Genomic DNA, 20,649 nt, shown 5'->3' on the forward strand with positions numbered 1-20,649 from the left:
CTTTGAGGTGACGCTCTTTTTACGTGTCGATTATCAATATTCATCATGATAGAAATTTCTATTATAAGAATAAGGAGTAACGCCATGACGTCCATCGGATTCATCGGGCTTGGCAACATGGGGGGGCCGATGGCCCTCAATCTGGTCAAGGCCGGCCATCCCGTGAAGGTGTTTGATCTGGTCGAGTCGGCCATGACGGTACTGACCGAGGCAGGTGCCAAGCGCGCTGCTTCTCCTCGTGAAGCCTGTGAAGACATTGAGGTGCTGATCAGCATGCTGCCTGCAGGGCAGCATGTGCGCAGACTCTATCTGGGTGACAAGGAAGATGGTGAGGGCGGCTTGCTGGCAGCGCTCGATAGTTCTGTGCTGGTCATCGATGCCTCGACCATCGCGCCTGATGACGTGCGTCTGGTGGCCGGTCACGCTGCTGAGCGCGGTATTGATTTCATGGATGCGCCGGTCTCTGGTGGTGTTGGGGGAGCACGCGCTGGCACCTTGAGTTTCATCGTCGGCGGTGACGCTGATGCTTACGCACGTGCCTTGCCACTGCTTGAGGTAATGGGCAAGAACCTGTTCCACGCTGGGCCTGCCGGTAGTGGTCAGGTGGCCAAGATCTGCAACAACATGCTGTTGGGTATCTTGATGAGTGGCACGGCAGAGGCACTGGCGCTTGGCGTCAAGAACGGCCTTGATCCCGCCGTGCTGTCAGAAGTCATGAAACAGTCTTCCGGTGGTAACTGGGCGCTGAATGTCTATAACCCGTGGCCGGGTGTGATGGAGGCTGCGCCGGCATCCAATGACTATCAAGGCGGCTTCCTGGTGGACCTGATGGCCAAGGATCTGGGGCTGGCCTGGGAAATGGCACTGGGATCAAAGTCGGCGGTGCCGATGGGGGCTCAGGCGCGTAACCTGTTCGTGCAGCATGCGGCGCAGGGGGCCGGGCGACTGGACTTCTCAAGCATTCAGCGCTTTTACCGTGTGGGCGAAGCCGATGTGTAGGGTGTGATTGGCAAGAGGTGCTGAGCTATTGGTTCAGGGTGTGCAGATCAGTATGTGCAGACCAATAATGGCGGCTGCTAGTCGGTAGATGGTAGTCATGATCAGTAGTCAATAGCCGTCGCCACAGCAGCAAGAGGAGTGAACATGATTCGACCGGTGAGTGAGCTAGTGGCCTCGGCTAATGCCGAGGTGGAGACTCTGTCGGCCAGCGAGCTACACGTCGCATTACAAGAGGCTCGCAGTGGTGGTACGCCGCTAACATTGGTGGATATTCGTGATGTGCGCGAGTTGGAGCGTGAGGGACGTGTCCCTGAGGCAATTCATGCTCCGCGTGGGATGCTCGAGTTTTGGGTTGACCCTGCCTCGCCCTATCACCGCGCTGAGTTTGCTCGCGAAGGTCGCTATGTCCTCTTCTGCGCTGGCGGGCTGCGCTCGGCGCTAGCGACCAAAGCGCTACAGGACATGGGCTTTGGGCCGGTCGCGCATCTTGACGGTGGTTTTGCTGCCTGGCGTGAAGCAGGGGGAGAGGTCGTATCACCCTTCATGCAGGGTAACTAGCCGAGCGCTGAAAAGTGAGTAAGTACTGCTACTTTTCAGGCGGGAACTGCTCTTGGCAGAGTGATGTCTTACACTACGTGGCCCCGCAGGCATCTTGTCTGGCGGGGCCGTTTTCTGTCCGGAGCCTGCATGTCTGACCCTGCCACACCCACTTCTTCATCTTCTACTGGCGCTGGCTCTACTGGTGCCATCCCTGTATCGCGTGGTCGGCGCGATCTGATACGTGACCCAATCGCGACAACGCTAGCGCGTATGACAGGGCCGGTCATCGGCGGCATCGTGACCATGATGTTATTCAATCTGGTCGATGCCTGGTTTATCGCCCAGCTGGGCACGGCGCAGCTAGCGGCAGTGACCTTTACCTTCCCTGTCACCTTCGCGGTGATCAGCATTGCCATCGGTCTGTCCATCGGGACGACGGCAGTTGTTGGGCGTAGGTTAGGCCGTGGAGAAATCGAGACCGTACGTGCGCGCGCCACTGATGCCGGTTTGCTCGGATTATTGCTGGGGGTGGGACTAGCCGCGGGAGGGCTTGCGAGCATTGCACCCTTGTTCCGGTTATTGGGGGCAGATGATGCTCTGATGCCTCATATTCAGGACTATATGCAGGTCTGGTACTTCGGTGCACCCTTCGTGCTGCTGCCCCGTGTTCTGGGCAGCGTGTTGCGGGCTGAGGGTAATACGCTGGTGCCGTCCTTGGTGATGGCGGCGGCGGGGCTGCTTAATGCCGCGTTGGACCCACTGTTGATCTTTGGTGTCGGAGGTTGGCAAGGCATGGGCGTGGCGGGCGCGGCGCTAGCGACAGTGGTGTCATGGCTGGCGATGACACTGGGTTTGTTGGCGTTGCCGATGTTGCGCGCCCGCTTGGATATTCGGCAGATAAGTCTCACGCGCATGATGGCTTCCTGCCGCGAGGTGGGCGCGATAGGCTTGCCTGCTGCTATGACCAGTGTGATGACACCGATCGCCACGGCGCTGGTGACGCGTATCGTCAGCCAGCATGGTCATGCCGCCGTTGCCGCGTTTGGTATTGGCTCGCGCATCGAGTCGCTGGCCTTGATTCTGGTGCTGGCATTATCGATGACGTTGTCACCCTTCATCAGCCAGAACGACGGCGCGGGTCAGCAGGCACGTGTATGGCGAGCCATTCATGGTGTGCTTGGCTTCATTCTCGTCTGGCAGCTGGCGGTGTGGCTGGGTCTGGGATTGAGTGGGGGATGGATAGCGGCGCGCTTTGCGGAGACTGAGGAGGTGGCCAGGCTAGTCAGTACCTATTTGTGGCTGATTCCGGCAGCGCTGGGAGCGCAAGGTGTGATTATCCTCACTAACTCCAGTCTCAATGCGTTGCATAAACCTCGGCGCGCCATGACGTTATCGTTGATCCGACTGTTTGCGTTGCTGGTGCCGTTGGCCTGGCTGGGCGGAGAGATTTTTGGAGTGGTCGGTATCTTCGTCGGGGTAGCGGCAAGTTACCTGCTGATGGCTGGAATCAGTTATCTGGCGCTGCGTACGGTGCTCAAACGACGTCGCCGAGCCTGAGCTGTTTCGTGGGTGGGTACTGGCCTATCAATGAAAAAGCCGCCGTAGCCTTTTAAGGCTGCGGCGGCTTTTTATCTCGGGAGTGACAGTGTTGATCAGGCGTCTTCGTACTTGCACAGATAAGCCGACTCGACGGTGGTACGTACTTCAAAGCTCTGACCTGCTTCGACGATGAAGCTTTCACCGGGCGCCAGCTGATACCACTCTTCCGCGCCCGGCAGCAGCACCTGCATGTCACCGCTGGTCAGTGTCATGTACTCGCGTTGGCTGGTGGAGAACACGAACTCACCGATGCCCATGACACCAACGGTGGCGGGGAGGTCGGCGGTCTGAAAGGCAATGGAGGCTACCTGGCCATCGAAGTAGTGATTGGTCTGGAACATAGTGATGCTTCCTGCATGAGAGTGATGTGTCGTGGGTGTTATTACGTATGTGGGTATTGTGCGTGCTGTTGAAAGGCCAATGACTAACGACGACTGACAACGAGCGGCTTAGCGCGGTGAAAAGCGGCGTGCCAGGCCGGTCTCGGCAATCATGCGTGTCGAGATTTCTTCAATGGAAAAGCGCGTGGTGTCGATGAACGGGACCTTGGAGCGCCGGAACAGCGCCTCGGTCTGTTCGACTTCCTGCAGACACTGATCAATGGAGCAGTAGCGGCTGTTGGGGCGGCGCTCGGTACGGATGGCGGCCAGTCGGCGCGGGTCGATGGTCAGCCCGAAAAGCTTGTGGCGATACTGAGCCAATGAGGCGGGCATCTTGAGTGAGCCGGACTCATCGAGATCATCTTCGGTCAGCGGGTAGTTGGCAGCACGAATGCCGAACTGTAGTGCCAGATATAACGAAGTCGGTGTCTTGCCGCAGCGCGAGACACCCACCAGGATAACGTCCGCCTTGTCGTATTGATGAGTACGCGCGCCGTCATCGTTGTCGAGTGCAAAGTGCACTGAGTCGATGCGGTTCATGTACACATCGTCTTGCCCGATGGAGTGAGTCTTGCCGACGCTATAAGAAGAGTGGGTATCCAGTTCTTCTTCCAGTGGCTTCAGGAAGGTGGAGAAGATATCGACCTTGAAACCGGAAGATCCCGAGATGATGTCACGGACATCATCATCGACGATGGTATCAATGATGATTGGGCGCTCGCCGTCGTTGGCGTGAGCGCTTTCAATGGCTTTGACCAGTGCCGTTGCCTTCTCGGTAGAGTCGATATAGGGCTTGGTCACCATACGGATATCGGTGTTCTCGAACTGGGCCAGCAGACTGCGTCCCAGTGTCTCGGCAGTGATGCCGGTGCCATCGGAAATGAAGAAGGCGGTTCGGGTCATGAGAGGCACTCGTGAAAGGCGAAGAGGGTGCTGGGCGGCGCAAGCTGTCCCTGGATGAAGACTCAAGTGTCAGTGTTCACTGTCTACCTTGCAATATCCTGCTGGTCTAGAGGGTTGCCAGAGAAGAAATCAATCTTTCCAACAAGAGGGTGTCAGTAGGTGAAACTACATTCCTGTAGCGGGGAATTATCGACTATCGGTATTTTCGCCGACGTTGGCGACATTACGCACGTGTCAGTGTAACGGTTGTAGTCCTCCTCCATTGACTAGCCGGTTAGACTAATGGCTAATGCTAGAGGGAGCTTGTTAGGGTGGCTGCATCGCTGCACCGGGGTCTGTTCTTGGTATCGACCTCGGTGCTCAGCTGGCGGACTGGAAAATTTCCCCACTGGCTGTTGAGACACTTTTTCTTCGTTCTCAGGTTCACTGTTCTTAATCCATTGGTACCAGGGGGTTCCCTTGTCACAGCAAGCCATATCCGAATACGTCATCGACTTCGATCAACTCGGCATGAACGATGTTGATCGCGTTGGCGGCAAGAATGCCTCGCTTGGCGAGATGATCTCCAATCTGGCAGATGCGGGTGTTACCGTGCCTGGCGGTTTTGCTACCACGTCTTTCGCCTATCGTGAATTCCTCGAGCATGAGTCGCTGAATACTCGCATCAATGCGGCGCTCGACGCGCTGGATGTCGATGACGTGGTTGAACTGGCCCGCGTGGGCGCCGAGATTCGTCAGTGGGTCATCGATACACCACTGCCGCCGGCGTTTGAAGCCGAAATGGCGCGCGCTTACCGTGAACTGCAGGCCCGTCACCCGAACTTGAAAGTCGCCGTGCGCTCATCAGCGACGGCAGAAGATCTGCCGGATGCCTCTTTCGCGGGTCAGCAGGAAACCTTCCTCAACATTGAAGGCTTCGATAACATCAAGCGTGCAGTGCACGAGGTGTTCGCGTCGCTGTTCAATGATCGCGCCATCTCCTACCGCGTGCACAAGGGCTTTGACCACTCACTGGTGGCCTTGTCGGCAGGCATTCAGAAGATGGTGCGCTCCGAAACGGCTTCTTCTGGTGTGATGTTTACGCTGGACACTGAATCTGGCTACCGTGATGCCGTCTTCGTGACGGGCTCCTGGGGCCTGGGCGAAACCGTCGTGCAGGGTGCTGTCAATCCTGACGAGTTCTACGTCCACAAGACTACGCTTGAAGCGGGTCGTCCGGCGGTACTGCGTCGCAACTTGGGCTCCAAGCTGATCAAGATGATCTACACCGATGACACCAGCGCGGGTCGCTCCGTCGAGACCGTTGATGTGCCGGTGCCGGATCGTCACCGATTCTGCCTCAACGATAGCGATGTCGAGGCGCTGGCGCGTCAGGCGCTTATCATCGAGAAGCACTACCAGCGTCCGATGGATATCGAATGGGCGCGTGATGGCGATGACGGCAAGCTCTACATCGTGCAGGCGCGTCCGGAGACTGTGGTCAGCCAGGAAGAGGGCGGTAATCTCGAGCGCTTCCAGCTGCGCGAGAAGGGCCGCACGCTGGTGACGGGCCGTGCCATCGGTCAGCGTATCGGTCAGGGTGCGGTACGTATCATCGAAAGCCCGGAGCACATGGACAAGGTGCAGGTCGGCGACGTGCTGGTCACCGACATGACGGATCCGGATTGGGAGCCGGTCATGAAGCGTGCGTCTGCCATCGTCACCAACCGTGGTGGACGTACCTGTCATGCGGCCATCATCGCGCGTGAACTGGGTATTCCGGCGGTGGTTGGCTGTGGCGATGCGACGGCTGTACTCGCTGAAGGCCGTGAAGTGACGGTTTCCTGCGCCGAAGGTGATACCGGCCATGTCTATGACGGCATCCTCAACTTTGATCGTACTGTCACCAGCGTCAGCGAGATGCCGGAGATCCCGTTCAAGATCATGATGAATGTAGGTAATCCGGACCGCGCCTTCAGCTTCTCGCGTCTGCCGAATGCGGGTGTGGGCCTGGCCCGTCTTGAGTTCATCATCAATCGCATGATCGGTGTGCACCCCAAGGCACTGCTCGACTACGCTACGCTGCCGATCGAGCTGCAGCAGACCATCGATGCACGTATCGCCGGTTACACAAGCCCGGTGGATTTCTACGTCGACAAGCTGGTTGAGGGTATCTCCACGCTGGCGGCCGCCTTCCACCCGCAGAAAGTCATCGTGCGCATGTCGGACTTCAAGTCCAACGAATACGAGAACCTTATCGGCGGCAAGATGTACGAGCCGGGTGAAGAAAACCCGATGTTGGGCTTCCGTGGCGCATCACGCTATGTGTCTGAAGCCTTCCGTGACTGCTTCGATCTTGAGTGCCGTGCGCTCAAGCGTGTGCGTGATGAGATGGGGCTGACCAACGTCGAGATCATGGTGCCCTTCGTGCGCACCGTTGGTGAGGCAGAGCAGGTCATCAAGCTGCTGGGCGAAAATGGTCTGGTCCGTGGTGAGAACGGCCTGCGCGTCATCATGATGTGCGAGCTGCCGACCAACGCGCTGCTGGCGGATCAGTTCCTCGAGCACTTTGATGGCTTCTCCATCGGCTCCAACGACTTGACTCAGCTGACGCTGGGGCTGGATCGCGATTCCGGTATCGTCGCTCACCTGTTTGATGAGCGTAATCCGGCGGTTAAGCAACTGATGTCGATGGCGATCCGTGCCTGCAAGGCACAGGGCAAGTATGTCGGTATCTGTGGCCAAGGGCCGTCAGATCACCCGGAGCTGGCCAAGTGGTTAATGGAAGAAGGTATCGACAGCGTGTCTCTCAACCCGGATTCCGTGTTGGAAACCTGGTTCATGCTAGCGGATAAAGAGTTGGTGTAATGCCCTCTTTCTGCTGAAAGGGTAAGCCGGATGTCAGTACCCGGCGCCCTGAAATGAAAAGCGCCCATTGCACCCTATGTGCAATGGGCGCTTTTCATTTCAGGGCGCAGAAACTGAATATCTGGTCAGGCTGAGGTGCTCTGGCAGGAATGGAGCAAACCGGCGTAGCTGCCTTAGACCAATGGCGAATGGATTCGTCATTTCTCGTTGTTTAGTAACAAATAGCAACAAAACGATCTCGAAAGCGCGACTAAATGAGTATCTTCCTGACTTATGTAAGAAATGCAGTCCTTTATAATCCCTGCCACCCCACTGACCACAAGATCATTGGTGGCGACGATGGCAAGCCTCACCGGTAGCCAGCAATACGACGGTGTGTAGCAACCGACTTTTCGGACAAAATCTAAGGTAGTCGTAACGTGAAACAGTCTCTGTGGAAGAATATTGGTGTCCAGGTGGTTATCGCCATGGTACTGGGTGCCGGTGTGGGTGCGTATATGGGGGAGAGTGCCTCCATGTTTGCGCCGTTGGGTGAGCTATTTATTCATCTGATCAAGATGCTGGTGGTGCCGCTGATCGCGGTGTCGATCATCTCGGGTGCCGCGAATCTGGGTGACAGTCCGTCAGCGGGCAAGATTGGTCTGTCGACCTTTGCCTTCTTCATGCTCACATCTGCCGTGGCCGTTGTGCTGGCATTGGTGATGGGGCACATCTTCCAACCGGGCAGTGGTGTGGACCTCGACAGTGCCAAGGGCATGTTCTCCAATGCCTATGCTGACAAGGGTGATGTACCGGGCGTAATGGACACGATTCTGGGCATGGTGCCGACCAATATCTTTGGCGCACTGAACGATGCCAACATCCTGCAGATTCTGGTGTTCTGCCTGTTCCTCGGCATTGGCCTGTCCAAGACAGGCGAGCGTGGCAAGCCGCTGATCGAAGGTCTTAACACTGTCATCGAAGCTTTCGTATGGATGATCAACGTGGTGATGTGGGTCGCACCGATTGGTGTGTTCGGTCTGATGGCGGACGCTGTAGGTACCTTCGGTTTTGACGTGCTGACGTTGGTGATGAAGTTGTTCCTCGTCTATATGGGCGCCATCCTCATCTACGGCTTCGTGTTCTATCCGCTGATCGTCAAGTTCGGTTCGGATGTACCGGTAGGTCGCTTCATGTCGGCGATGAAGAAGCCGCAGGCCGTGGCACTCTCCACCGCGTCCTCCATGGCGACGCTACCGGTCAACATGGAAGTCTGCGAGAAGGAGTTGGGCCTCAAGAACGCCACCACGGCCTTCGTGCTGCCGCTGGGCGCGACCATCAACATGAGCGGCAATGCCATCTATTACGGACTTGTCGCGATGTTCTTCGCCCAGGTCTTCAATGTCGATCTCGGCTTATCTGCCTATGCTGCCATTATCTTTACTGCCACGCTGGGCGCGATTGGTCAGGCCGGAGTGCCGGGGCCATCCTTCCTTGTCGTGGCGGTATTGCTGGCCGCGGGTATTCCCATCGAAGGCCTGCCGCTGCTGTTCGCGCTGGACCGTATCTTTGACATGACGCGTACCGCACTCAACATCACCGGTGATGCCGCATGCGCTGCGGTGGTGGATCGTTTTGCACGTGCCGATGACGCAGCCGTCACGGCGCAGGAAACGTCGGCCGTCGAGCCTGCCAGCGCCCGTTAAGTCACGAGCTGCTAAGTCACGAGCTGCTAAGTGATGAGCTGCTAATCCCAGTAGCTGTCCGACAGGAAAACGCCCCTGCAATCGATAAGGTTGCGGGGGCGTTTTCGTGAAGAGGTAAAGCTGAGAGTGATTACGGTGTGGGTTGAGTACGAATCAATGCGTGTTTGGCAGTGACGATACCGTTGTTGTCAGCATAGAGGTAATCGCCTGGCACGATGGTGACGCCCGCGAAGGTGACCGGTACATCGCGCTGACCTTCGCCGCGCTTGATGCTGGGTCGCGGGTAGCAGCCCAGTGCCTGAACGCCGAGATTCGTGGCATGGATCTCATCCACGTCACGAATGCAGCCATACATGATGACGCCAGCCCAGCCACTCTTGGAGGCTTGCTCGGCGAGCATATCGCCCAGCATGGCGCAGCGCATGGAACCACCTGCATCGACGACCAGCACACGACCGGCACCTGGTTCGGCGACGGCAGCCTTGACCAGTGAATTGTCCTCGAAGCATTTGATCGTCACGACCTCACCACCGAAGGACTCGACGCCCCCAAAGTTGATGAAGAGCGGATCAAGTACCTGAACTTCAGGGAACTCGTCGCAGAGATCGGGAGTGGAGATGGGGTGGGTCATGTGTCTGGCTCCTTGTGCTGATCAGGCCCGTACGGGCCGAGAGAGGGTTGCACGAGTATCACGTCGCTATTGCACCCTTGCTGATGCGCCCTTGCTGAATGGTTGCTGCACTGCCATATACCTCAGCATGCCCCAGATGACAGGCCTTTGCACCTGTGCGAAGGGCTAAGGTTTCTGATTGAATCGATCAGGAAATGCCCTGGAAACTCTTGCAAATGTAGCTGACTGGCGACGTCTCAAGTAGCGAAAAATCCACTCTTGAAACACTGTTCGATATCTACCACGATGTAAACACACTAGCGGTAGAGTCTGCTGCTACTGACTGTCCTCTCGGCGCGTATCGTCCTTGTGCCGTCTTCTGATTCAAGGAGCTTCATATGAGCAAGTCACGTTTTCTGGCCGCACCCTTGGCTACCGTTTCTTTTGCAGCTCTGGCATTGGCACTGAGTGGCACTGCGCACGCAGCAGAGAATGCCAATGAAGGTCTTTATATCGGTGTTGGTACGGGCTTTTCGAGCTTGGAAAATGATGACTCTGACGATGCCGGTGACTTCATTGAATCAGGCAGTGATGATTTTGATGTAGATGACGATGACAACGTCTACAAGGCCTTCGTGGGCTATCAGTACAACCCGTACTTCGCCACTGAAGCGTTCTATACCGACCTGGGCACCGTACAGCTCAAGGGTAACGATTTCGGCAACACGGACCTGAAGTCCAAGGCCTATGGCGTCAACGTGGTCGGTATCCTGCCGATTGGCCAGTACTTCTCACTGTTCGCCAAGGCGGGTATGGCGAAGTGGGAAACCGATGTCGACGGCAACCTGGGCGATTCCAGTATTGACCTCAAGGACAACGACGGCTTTGATCCTGTCTATGGTGCCGGCGCTCAGATCAACCTGAATCCGTTCCTGATTCGTGCCGAATACGAGCGTTACGACTTCGACAGCGATTACCAGGTCGATGCCTTCACGGCATCAGTCGGCTACAAGTTCTAATCACATTCGACGATCGCCAGGCATGAAAAACGGGCCGCCCTTCAAGGGGCGGCCCGTTTCGTCGTGTGAATGGCTCGATGCTTGGCAGCACATCCACACGCTGTATTCCTTCACATCACCGGGTGGCTGTCTGCATGACGCCGCTACCGATCAGCTCGATAGGCAGCGGCGTCACACGGGATCAGGCTTCCTGGGTGACCGGAATGATGCTGGAAGCGGCGTTTTGGTACTCTTCGATTTCATGGAAGTTCAGGTAGCGATAGATCTCGCCAGCCATGGCATCGAATTCGCCCATGTAGCCCTGATATTCCTCGACGCTCGGCAGACGACCGATGACGGCTGCGATGGCGGCCAGTTCGGCAGAGGCCAGGAAGACGTTGGCGCCGTCGCCCAGTCGGTTCGGGAAGTTACGCGTGGAGGTAGACACAACGGTGGACTTGGCGGCCACACGTGCCTGGTTACCCATGCACAGTGAACAGCCCGGCATTTCCATGCGAGCGCCAGCACGGCCGTAGATGCCGTAGTAGCCCTCTGCGGTCAGCTGGTGCTGATCCATCTTGGTCGGCGGTGCCAGCCATAGCTTGGTCTTCAGGCTGCCAGCCGGCTGCTTCTCGAGCAGCTTGCCTGCCGCGCGGAAGTGACCAATGTTGGTCATGCACGAGCCGATGAAGACTTCGTCAATCTTCTGGCCGGCGACGTCGGACAGCACGCGAGCGTCATCCGGGTCGTTCGGCGCACACAGCACCGGCTGGTCGATCTCGGCGAGGTCGATCTCGATGATCTCGGCGTATTCCGCGTCCTTGTCGGCACGCATCTGGCTCGGGTTGGCCAGCCACTCTTCCATGCCAGCGATACGACGCTCGATGGTACGAGCATCGCCATAACCGTTGCTGATCATCCACTTGAGCAGGGTGACGTTGGAGGTCAGGTACTCGGTCACGCTTGCATCAGACAACGTGATGGTACAGCCAGCGGCAGAGCGCTCGGCAGAGGCATCGGACAGCTCGAATGCCTGCTCGGCAGTCAGATCTTCCAGACCTTCGATTTCCAGAATGCGGCCAGAGAAGGCGTTCTTCTTGTTGGATTTGTCGACGGTCAGCAGGCCTTGCTTGATCCCGTACAGCGGGATGGCGTGCACCAGGTCGCGCAGGGTGATACCCGGACGACGCTCGCCCTTGAAACGCACCAGAATGGATTCCGGCATGTCCAGCGGCATCACGCCAGTGGCGGCAGCGAAGGCCACCAGGCCAGAACCCGCCGGGAAGGAAATGCCCATCGGGAAGCGGGTGTGGGAATCACCGCCGGTGCCGACGGTATCCGGCAGCAGCATGCGGTTCAGCCACGAGTGGATGATGCCGTCGCCCGGACGCAGGGAGACGCCGCCGCGGTTCATGATGAAGTCGGGCAGGGTGTGGTGAGTCTCGACATCGACCGGCTTCGGATAGGCGGCGGTGTGGCAGAAGGACTGCATCACCAGGTCAGCCTGGAAGCCCAGACATGCCAGATCCTTCAGCTCATCACGGGTCATCGGCCCTGTGGTGTCCTGTGAGCCGACGGTGGTCATTTTCGGCTCGCAGTACATGCCCGGGCGCACGCCGTTCATGTTGCAGGCCTTGCCGACCATCTTCTGTGCCAGGGTGAAGCCCTTGCCAGTGTCTTTCGGCTGTTCCGGCAGGCGGAAGACGTCAGAGGCGTCCAGACCCAGTTCGGCACGCGCCTTGTCGGTCAGACCACGACCGATGATCAGCGGAATACGACCGCCAGCACGCACTTCATCCAACAGGACCTGAGTCTTGAGCGAGAAGGTGGAGACCACTTCATCGCTGTCGTGACGGCAGACCTTGCCTTCATACGGGAAGATGTCGATGACATCGCCCATGGCCATCTTGTCGACATCCATTTCGACTGGCAGGGCGCCAGCGTCTTCCATGGTGTTGAAGAAGATGGGCGCGATCTTGTTACCGAAGCAGAAGCCGCCGGCACGCTTGTTCGGTGCAAACGGGATGTCATCGCCGAAGAACCACAGCACCGAGTTGGTGGCGGACTTGCGCGAGGAACCGGTACCGACTACATCACCGACGTAGGCGACCGGGAAGCCTTTGGCCTTCACTTCTTCGATCTGGGCCAGCGGGCCGGTAACGCCTTCTTCCTGCGGGATGATGCCTTCACGCGGATTCTTGAGCATGGCGTTGGCATGCAGCGGAATGTCCGGACGCGACCAGGCATCAGGTGCCGGAGACAGGTCATCGGTGTTGGTTTCGCCAGGCACCTTGAAGATGGCCAGCGAGATCTTGTCAGCCAGTGCCGGCTTGGACAGGAACCACTCGGCATCGGCCCAGGACTGCAGCACTTCTTGCGCGACAGTGTTGCCCGCCTTGGCGCGATCAGCGACGTCATGGAAGGCGTCGAACATCAGCAGGGTGTGCTTGAGCTGCTCACCAGCTTCTTTGACCAGGCTTTCGTCGTCCAGCAGCTCGACCAGCGTGGCGATGTTGTAGCCGCCCTGCATGGTGCCGAGCAGCTTGGTGGCGTGAGTCTTGTCGATCAGCGGTGAGGAGGCTTCGCCACGTACGATGGCGGTCAGGAAGCCAGCCTTGACGTAAGCGGCTTCATCAACGCCCGGGGGAATACGGTTGGTGAACAGGTCAAGAATGAACTCTTCTTCACCGGCCGGCGGATTCTTGAGCAGTTTGACCAGATCAGCGGTCTGCTCTGCGGTCAGCGGCTTCGCCGGGATGCCCTGCTGGGCGCGTTCTTCAACCTGTTGACGGTAGGCTTCAAGCACGTGGGAGACCCTCATCTGTAATCGTGTCGAGATGCGCAGGCCGGTAGTTACAAGACCGGCCTGCGCATCTCGAGGCTTCTTGCGGGTAAATCAAGCGTCTTATCGCGAGTAAGTCAGGCGCTACGAGGCGAAACGGAGTCTACTCAACTTTGTCGACAATGTTAAGGAGTGCCCTTTGAAAGAGACTGCAACTTTGGTCGCCTTAATTTGTATAACACATTGATATTTAAGTTATTCATCTTTGATTGTAGTTGGTGTCTCTCGTGGTGTGCTTGGCAGGTATTGAGAGATATGAGGCCCGTGTTGATAGATAAAGGGCTTGTATTGAGGAGAGCGCTGTCGCGATACGAGGAGGGTGGCTGCTATTGAGCGTGCGTCGGAGGTGACTGTTGGGGGCAGGGTGGGCGGGGTATGATGATCGTGTCTTTCCGCTTCAATTTTCCGCCTCAATTCGAGGGCACCATGAGTCGTATTCTTTCTCCCTGTGTCGGGGTTTGCTCCACCACTGTCGGTGACACTGTCTGTCGTGGTTGTCAGCGCCACGATCACGAGATTCTTGACTGGTTTGGCTACGACAGCGAGCAGCGCTCACAGCGCATGGCTGAGCTGGACGCCTTGCGCAGCCACGTGGCTGCGCGTTGGTTGATCGTCCACGACGAGGCAGTTCTGACGGCGCAGATGGAGCGTCACCGCATCCGCTTTCGTCAGGGGCAGTCGGCGCTCTCGCGTGCCGTGGAGCTTTTGCGTGTTGGGCGCACTCGGATTCGTGATCTTGAAGCGTATGGTCTTACAGTGCGTGAAATAGGGAATAAACTTGATCCGGAGCGCCTTTTTTCGCAGATAAACGATGAAATCATGGTGGAAGCCACAAGACGCGCCGATAATGACATGAATTCAGATAGCCAGATGTTTACTCCCGTTGAGGAGTGGGTGCCTGGAGAAAAAGACTGACACAATGACTGATACGATAAATGACACGATGATTGTGACGACAGATCCTGGCTTTTCTCTGACTGAAGCTCCCGTGGTTTACGACATGCCTTATGCCATTTCGGCGCCGGAAGGTCCTGATGATGAAGATACCGATGCTCTGTTGCCGGCATCGTTGTTGGCTTTTTTACCGTGCCGTACGCCATTGGGCTGGATAGAGGCAGCACTTGAGAATCCTGAGTTGCTGCTGATTGATCATGCTCAGTGTGAAAAGAAGGCGGCCTCCACCGCGATGAGTTTGATGTACCGCTACGTGGACAGACCGCTATTGTTGACCAAGATGTCTCAGTTGGCGCGAGAAGAGCTTTTGCACTTTGAACAGGTCGTGGGCCTGATGGAAAAGCGCGGAATCGTCTATCGTCATATCAAGGCCTCTCGTTATGCTGAAAGACTACGTCAACAGGTAAGAGATGAAGACCCTGAGCGACTGGTGGATATCCTGCTGATCGGTGCATTGATCGAGGCCAGATCTTGCGAGCGCTTCGCACGCCTCATCCCTTATCTTGAGCCAGAGCTTGCAAAGTTCTATCGCACTTTGGTTAAGTCAGAAGGACGCCACTATGAGGATTACCTCATGTTGGCGGAACGCTATACCAATGAACCACTGGAACCCCGTCTCGCGGTGCTGCGCGCAGTGGAACAGGAATTGATCGAAACCCCCGATTCTTCCTTCCGCTTCCACAGTGGTCTGCCAGTCTCGCGGCGAGAACAGCGTGCGTCAGTCAGGGTGGGCTGACGCGCGACAGACAACAAAGGCAAGGCTCAAGAACAGGGGATCACCGGCGCCATGGCAGGGCTGGCGTTTCGTTCGCGACTTTGAAATGGATGACACATGACGCAGGAAACATCTGGTCAAGCTCAACTGGCGCTGCTGGGACATTTCCAGCTGACCTTGGGTGATGACACGCTGACCCAGTTCAGCTACGACAAGGTCAAGGCGCTGCTGCTGCATCTGCTGCTGCACGACCAGGCCGTCTCCCGCGCGGGTCTGGCCGAATTGCTCTGGCCAGACCAAGGGCTATCCTCCGGACGCACCAATCTGCGCCACGCGCTGCATTGCCTGCGTCAAAGCCTTGGCGAAGAAGCGGACAATCTGCTGACAGTCTCTCGCCAGACCATCGCGCTCACGTTGCCGGAATATTGGGAGTTGGACCTCGACGAGCTCAATGCGCTGCTGTTGGCACCTATTTCAGCGGCTACGCTCGTTGAGATCCTCGCGTTATACCGTGGTGATCTGGTCGAAGAGTTATCGCTGACACAATGCCCTGACTTCCAGCGTTGGATGATCAAGGTGCGCGGTGAATGGCGCCAGCGTGTCATCCAGTTTGCGGAGCGTGTGCTGGCAACTGATGAACCTGTTTCGGACGACGTGCTGCGCACGTTGGTCAGTCGCTTTTCAGGTTATGGTCCCTTCCATGAACGCCTGGTGCGCCAGTTGGCGGAAGACGGCCAGTCGGCGGCGGCCCATGAGCAGTTCAATGCGTTCTTGCAGCAATTGGCGCTGTCTGGTCAACAGCCTGATCCGGGATTCCTGCAACTGGCGCGTTATTGGTCGGATGGCAAGAGCGAAGCGATGGGCGCACTCACGCCACAGGGTGCCATCTCGCGCACGTTGTCGCTGGATAGCGCACCGTTGCGTGAAGATGAAATCGATCACCGTCAGCTATCAGTGATGGCGATTCGCCTCAGCGTCAAGGACAGCCATCGTGACCGTGTCTGGGCGCGTGCCTGTTTGACGTTGCAGATCGAGTTACTGCGTTGGCTTGAGCAGCAATGCCATCACTTGGGTGGCTTCTGGCTGCCGGGGGCGACGGGCGGTGTGGGTCTTGCGTGCTTCGGGACCCACGGTCCGGCACATCAACTGGCCGAACTTGTCGCGCTCTATGAGCATTGCAGCAAGGCGTTGTCCGATGAAATCGCCAAGCTATGGGACGGTGAAGGCAAGCCACCGGTCTTCTCGCTGTCGGCAGGTCTGCATTCCGGTCAGGTCATCTATCTGCCTGAGCGTCAGCTGGCGGATCCGCTGGGTCAGGTCACCCAGTATTCGCTGGAGCTGATGACGGCTGCCGAGGGTAGTGAGTTGGTGATCTCTCTGGAGGCCAGCCAGCACATGCCGCCGGCGCTTGATCTTCAACCGCGTCTGACATCCAGACTACTGGCTGCCGATGGTCGTGTACGCCTGCGTGCCCTGGTGCTGGGTAGCAGCGTCGCGACCCGCGAGGCTTCGCTACCAACGCTGATTGGGCGTGAAGGCGAGCTGCGGCGTCTGCGTGATGCGCTGGCACGCGCCAGCATCGGTCTGCGTCAGAGTGTGCTGGTCAGTGGCAACTCTGGTATGGGCAAATCGGCCTTGATGGTCAATTTCCGTCAGCTGGAGCAGAGTCAGGATGTGGGGCTGTGCTGGATGCCGACGACGCGCCTGTCTCAGCTTGAGCCTTATAGCGTGGTGCGTGCACTCATTCGCTGGCGTCTCGATGGCCATGTCGATCGTGATGCCGTCGAGCAGCTGTTTGAGACCTCCGAGGCGCTGCAGGGCGTTAGCGAGGAAGCGCGTCGCTCTTTCCATGCCATATTGGGCACGGCGGAAGAGTCGAACGAAGACGAAGTATTGATTCAAAGCAGCGAGACGGTCGAGCGCGTCGTCCGTGTACTGCATCTGGTGATCGAGAAAGCCGCCAGTCTGCGCCCGTTGGTCATGATGATCGATGATCTGCAGTGGCTCGATGAGCCCTCGCTCAAGGTATTGGCTGGCTTGCAGGCACGTCTACCGATCAATATCGGCTTCATGCTGGCAGCCAGCCATAATGGCCGCGATAGCCTTGCCGTCAAGCTCAACTGGGATCAACACATTGCGTTGGGCCGCCTTGATCCAATGCAGGTCTCACGCCTGTTGTCGCACCTGTCACGTCGTTATCGTCTGCACCTCAGCCCGCGCATGCGCAGTCAGTTGATCGAGCGCTGCGATGGCGTGCCGCTCTACCTGCAGGAAATCTGTCGCCGTCTCGACATGGACCGCCGCGAAGGGCGTCCAGTGCAACTTGATGAGCTGCCCAAGGGCTTGATCGGGCTGCTCTCCAGTCGTATTGATCAGCTGGAGGAAGGTCGTGACGTTGCACATGCCGCTGCCGTACTGGGGCGTGTGTTCAAGCTTAGCTTCGTGCGTCAGAGCTGTGAATTTGAGGAAGGACGACTCAAACGCGCCATCGAGAACATGCAGCGTCTGGAAATTATCGAGACATGCGGTAACGACAGCGAATTTGATTACCAGTTTACCCATCAGCTGATTCAAGAAGCTGCGTACCTGTCCTGCCCGCGTGATGTACGACGTCGGATTCATCATCAGGTTGTGGGGCTTATTGAAGACAAGTATCCCGCTTGGATCGGACGTCACCCCGGCTATTTTGCTGTTCATTTGCGTAAATCGCAGAACTTCGGTCGCGCTGCGCGCTATTTCGAGCTTTCTGCACGTGAGTCGCTCAAGATCAGCGCCAACCGTACGGCACTGAAAATGGCTGATAATGGCCTGGCGTGTCTCAAGCATATTGATGGCCAGGAAGAACGTGAAGTGAGTCTGCTGACCGTGCGCGGCCAGGCTGGTTTTGCGCTGGAAGGACATGGCTCTCGGATTGCGCATGAGAGCTTCGTGCAGGCGCGTAACCTGCTGAGTAGCCCAGCACTGGTCGAGGATGACGAGCCGGATCTTGAGCAGGCATTCATCGTCAAATGGGGCCTGTGGGTCGGGTGCAGTGAGCGTCATGCTCATGCTGATGCTTTTTCACTGGCCTCCGGCCTTAGTGAGCTGGCCGAGGAGCTATCGGATATTCGCTATCGTCGCTTGGCCGATTATGCCCAAGCGCATTGTGAATTCTGGGCGGGTCGTGTGCAGGTCGCTGGTGAGCATCTCGACGAAATTGATCCGCTCAATAATGCGATGGTGCTCGAGTGGTTGCCGTTCAGTGATCACCCGCAGGTCGCGGCTGCCTGTCTGCAGAGCTGGACGTCCTGTCTGCGCAGCGATTATGTGAAGGCCGAGCAGCAGGCCGAGGCGGCCATTCGCATGGCAGAAGAGATTGGTCAGCCCGGTTCACTGGCAATGGCACTGATGTTCTCCACCTCGCTATATCGTCAGTTGGGTCATACCCATCTTGCGACTCAGCGTGCCGAACGCGCGCTGGAACTGACGCGCTCCGCAGATCTACATCTGTGGCACATGGCAGCGCATGGTGTGTTGGGGTGGGATCGCGCCATGAATGGCGATCGTGATGGCCTGTCCATGCTGCAGTCGAGTATCAACGAGTTTGCCGAGCTGACTGGGCGCGAGCGTCATCAGCGGCCGAATCTATGGTACATGGATGCAGTCATGGCGCTGGGTGAGCATGCGGCTGCCGAGGAGTACATGGAGAAGGTGCTGCTGGTCGCTCAGGAGCGTAATTCCTTCTATCTGGCAGAGGTCAGCTATCTGGTTGCGGCGCTGCGGACTGCACAGGGGTTGCCGACTGAGCGCGTGCGTTCGCTTATCGAGCAAGGTATGTCTTATGCCATTGAACAGGGTAATCCGCATCATGAGGCGGCGGGTCTGGCGACGTGGTTGCGTCTAGTCGATGGCAATGATGCTGAGCGCTGTGCACGTCTGAAGGTACTGCTGGAGGAGCTGCCTGGCTCGGATGCACCGGCAGTGCTGGGCTGGCATCAGTTGGTGGAGTCCGCTGAAGGGCGCGCGCGTCGCAGAACCTCTTCACCGGCCTGATAGCAGTTTGGATATATGTCGGGTGGCATGAAAAAAACCCCACTACCTTCTTCAGGTAGTGGGGTTTTTTGATTTTCAGGAGCAGCTTCCGCTCAGGTGGCGTTAGCCATGAGTGATTGCATCGGCAAGGGGTAGGGCGAACTCGCGTAGTTCCGGACCCTGCCCATGCGAGATAATGTCGAAGGCTTGGGTTGGGCGCCAGTCGCCGAGCACGATACGACGTGCCGGCTCACCCTCGATTTCGAGCGGATGTACGGCAGGGCGATGAGTGTGACCATGAATCAGCGTGCGCACATCATGTTCACGCATGTGCTTGATGACTTCTTCTGGCGTGACATCCATGATCGCTTCGTCCTTGGCGCTATTGGTTTCGCCAGACTGCATGCGCAATGATTGTGCCAGCGCCAGACGCTGTTCCAGCGGCATCGCCAGAATTTGTGCCTGCCACTGAGGGTCACGGGTCATGGCGCGGAATTTCATGTAGGCCTCATCGCGTGTGCACATGCTGTCGCCGTGCATCAGCAGTACACGCTCGCCATCCAGCGTGATGACGCTGGGGTCGGGGAGCAGGGTGACACCGGCTTCGGCGGCAAAGGTCTCGCCGACCAGGAAGTCGCGATTGCCGTGCATGAAGAAGATGGTGGTGCCACGCGCTGCGACACGCTTGAGGGCGGTGCTCATGGTACGCGTGAACTCGTCACGGTAGTCATCACCCACCCAGACCTCGAAGATATCGCCCAGCAGGTAGAGGCGCTCGGCAACCGGCGTGCAGGTTTCGAGGCGTGCCAGGTAATCGATGAAGCCTTGGGCTATCTCCGGTGCCTCGTGATGCAGGTGTAGATCGGAGATGAACAGGGTAGTGGCAGTCATGGTCAGGGTCCGGAGTTGATGGGGTGGGGCGGAGAGCAGGAAGCCAAGGGTCACGTCAATGAATTGAAGAGTAGAACGCAAGCCGCCCGGTCTGACACTCGAGGGCACGAGGCAAGACCGGGCGGCAGATCAGTGATCAGGTGAAGGCGATTATTCGGTGACTTCAGCGCTGGTGATGATCACGTCTTCAGCCGGCACATCGGCATGGCCGTCGCGACGGGTGGTCTTGACGCCTTCGATCTTGTCGACTACATCCATGCCTTCAACGACCTTGGCGAACACGCAGTAACCCCAGCCCTGGCTGGTCTTGCTGGTGAAGTTCAGGAAGTCATTGTCATTGACGTTGATGAAGAACTGCGCGCTGGCGGAGTGCGGGTCCATGGTGCGCGCCATGGCGATGGTGCCACGGTTGTTCTTGAGGCCGTTGTCGGCTTCATTCTCGATCACGCCACGTGTTGGTTTCTGGTTGAAGTCGGTGTCGAAACCGCCACCCTGAACCATGAAGCCCGGAATGACACGATGGAAGAGCACGTTGCTATACTGGCCGTCACGCACATATTGCTCGAAGTTGGCGGCGGTCTTGGGCGCCTTGTCAAAGTCGAGTTCGAGTGTGATGTCGCCGTAGTTGGTATGAAGAACGATCATTCGGGCTTCCCGGTCATCTGTGTTGCTGAA

At 57.6% G+C, this 20,649-nt stretch carries 15 protein-coding genes; 9 read left to right on the forward strand and 6 right to left on the reverse strand.

The annotated features are described in order from the left end of the window. Window positions 1–84: 84 nt before the first annotated feature. The 3 genes from mmsB (at window position 85) to CFN46_RS05370 (ending at window position 3,096) form a co-directional block, all read left to right on the forward strand. Window positions 85–999, forward strand: coding sequence for a 3-hydroxyisobutyrate dehydrogenase (gene mmsB / locus CFN46_RS05360; protein ID WP_024951889.1), 915 nt, complete (start codon window positions 85–87; stop codon window positions 997–999). 144 nt (window positions 1,000–1,143) lie between these two features. After that, window positions 1,144–1,557 carry a rhodanese-like domain-containing protein gene (locus CFN46_RS05365; protein ID WP_024951890.1) on the forward strand — a complete coding sequence of 138 codons (414 nt, stop codon included), beginning with the start codon at window positions 1,144–1,146 and terminating at the stop codon, window positions 1,555–1,557. Window positions 1,558–1,686: 129 nt separating this feature from the next. Then, complete coding sequence (locus CFN46_RS05370; RefSeq protein ID WP_088742901.1) at window positions 1,687–3,096, forward strand: MATE family efflux transporter; 1,410 nt, start codon at window positions 1,687–1,689, stop codon at window positions 3,094–3,096. Between the two features lie 95 nt (window positions 3,097–3,191). Here CFN46_RS05370 and CFN46_RS05375 read toward each other — a convergent pair whose 3' ends face one another. Together CFN46_RS05375 and CFN46_RS05380 are read right to left on the reverse strand one after the other, a co-directional pair. Then, window positions 3,192–3,479, reverse strand: coding sequence for a pyrimidine/purine nucleoside phosphorylase (locus tag CFN46_RS05375; protein ID WP_024951891.1), 288 nt, complete (start codon window positions 3,477–3,479; stop codon window positions 3,192–3,194). Between the two features lie 108 nt (window positions 3,480–3,587). Then, the gene (locus tag CFN46_RS05380) at window positions 3,588–4,421 is read right to left on the reverse strand and encodes a pyruvate, water dikinase regulatory protein (RefSeq protein ID WP_024951892.1); all 834 of its coding nucleotides are present in this window, start codon (window positions 4,419–4,421) and stop codon (window positions 3,588–3,590) included. Between the two features lie 474 nt (window positions 4,422–4,895). Here CFN46_RS05380 and ppsA point away from each other — a divergent pair, with 474 nt between their 5' ends. Further along, window positions 4,896–7,268, forward strand: coding sequence for a phosphoenolpyruvate synthase (gene ppsA, locus CFN46_RS05385; protein WP_024951893.1), 2,373 nt, complete (start codon window positions 4,896–4,898; stop codon window positions 7,266–7,268). 419 nt (window positions 7,269–7,687) lie between these two features. Beyond that, the gene (locus CFN46_RS05390) at window positions 7,688–8,953 is read left to right on the forward strand and encodes a dicarboxylate/amino acid:cation symporter (RefSeq protein ID WP_211242412.1); all 1,266 of its coding nucleotides are present in this window, start codon (window positions 7,688–7,690) and stop codon (window positions 8,951–8,953) included. A 130-nt stretch (window positions 8,954–9,083) separates the two neighbouring features. On the opposite strand, the gene rraA is transcribed toward CFN46_RS05390, so the two are convergent. Continuing rightward, entirely contained in the window at window positions 9,084–9,584 is a 501-nt protein-coding gene (rraA, locus tag CFN46_RS05395) for a ribonuclease E activity regulator RraA (protein ID WP_088742902.1), read from the reverse strand. A gap of 377 nt (window positions 9,585–9,961) precedes the next feature. Here rraA and CFN46_RS05400 point away from each other — a divergent pair, with 377 nt between their 5' ends. Then, complete coding sequence (locus CFN46_RS05400; RefSeq protein WP_024951896.1) at window positions 9,962–10,582, forward strand: porin family protein; 621 nt, start codon at window positions 9,962–9,964, stop codon at window positions 10,580–10,582. Window positions 10,583–10,763: 181 nt separating this feature from the next. Here CFN46_RS05400 and acnB read toward each other — a convergent pair whose 3' ends face one another. Further along, the gene (gene acnB / locus CFN46_RS05405) at window positions 10,764–13,367 is read right to left on the reverse strand and encodes a bifunctional aconitate hydratase 2/2-methylisocitrate dehydratase (protein WP_088742903.1); all 2,604 of its coding nucleotides are present in this window, start codon (window positions 13,365–13,367) and stop codon (window positions 10,764–10,766) included. A gap of 462 nt (window positions 13,368–13,829) precedes the next feature. Between acnB and CFN46_RS05410 the strand changes: the two genes are divergently transcribed. The 3 genes from CFN46_RS05410 (at window position 13,830) to CFN46_RS05420 (ending at window position 19,104) form a co-directional block, all read left to right on the forward strand. Next, on the forward strand, window positions 13,830–14,318 hold the full coding sequence (locus tag CFN46_RS05410) for a DUF1289 domain-containing protein (protein WP_024951898.1): 489 nt from the start codon (window positions 13,830–13,832) through the stop codon (window positions 14,316–14,318). An 85-nt stretch (window positions 14,319–14,403) separates the two neighbouring features. Next, complete coding sequence (locus CFN46_RS05415; protein ID WP_088743045.1) at window positions 14,404–15,093, forward strand: tRNA-(ms[2]io[6]A)-hydroxylase; 690 nt, start codon at window positions 14,404–14,406, stop codon at window positions 15,091–15,093. A gap of 96 nt (window positions 15,094–15,189) precedes the next feature. Further along, complete coding sequence (locus CFN46_RS05420; RefSeq protein WP_088742904.1) at window positions 15,190–19,104, forward strand: AAA family ATPase; 3,915 nt, start codon at window positions 15,190–15,192, stop codon at window positions 19,102–19,104. A 102-nt stretch (window positions 19,105–19,206) separates the two neighbouring features. On the opposite strand, the gene CFN46_RS05425 is transcribed toward CFN46_RS05420, so the two are convergent. Together CFN46_RS05425 and CFN46_RS05430 are read right to left on the reverse strand one after the other, a co-directional pair. Beyond that, on the reverse strand, window positions 19,207–19,974 hold the full coding sequence (locus tag CFN46_RS05425; RefSeq protein WP_088742905.1) for a UDP-2,3-diacylglucosamine diphosphatase: 768 nt from the start codon (window positions 19,972–19,974) through the stop codon (window positions 19,207–19,209). Window positions 19,975–20,124: 150 nt separating this feature from the next. Continuing rightward, complete coding sequence (locus CFN46_RS05430) at window positions 20,125–20,619, reverse strand: peptidylprolyl isomerase (RefSeq protein WP_024951900.1); 495 nt, start codon at window positions 20,617–20,619, stop codon at window positions 20,125–20,127. Between the last annotated feature and the right edge of the window lie 30 nt (window positions 20,620–20,649).

Source organism: Cobetia sp. QF-1 (assembly GCF_002213105.1).
Taxonomy (GTDB): domain Bacteria; phylum Pseudomonadota; class Gammaproteobacteria; order Pseudomonadales; family Halomonadaceae; genus Cobetia; species Cobetia crustatorum.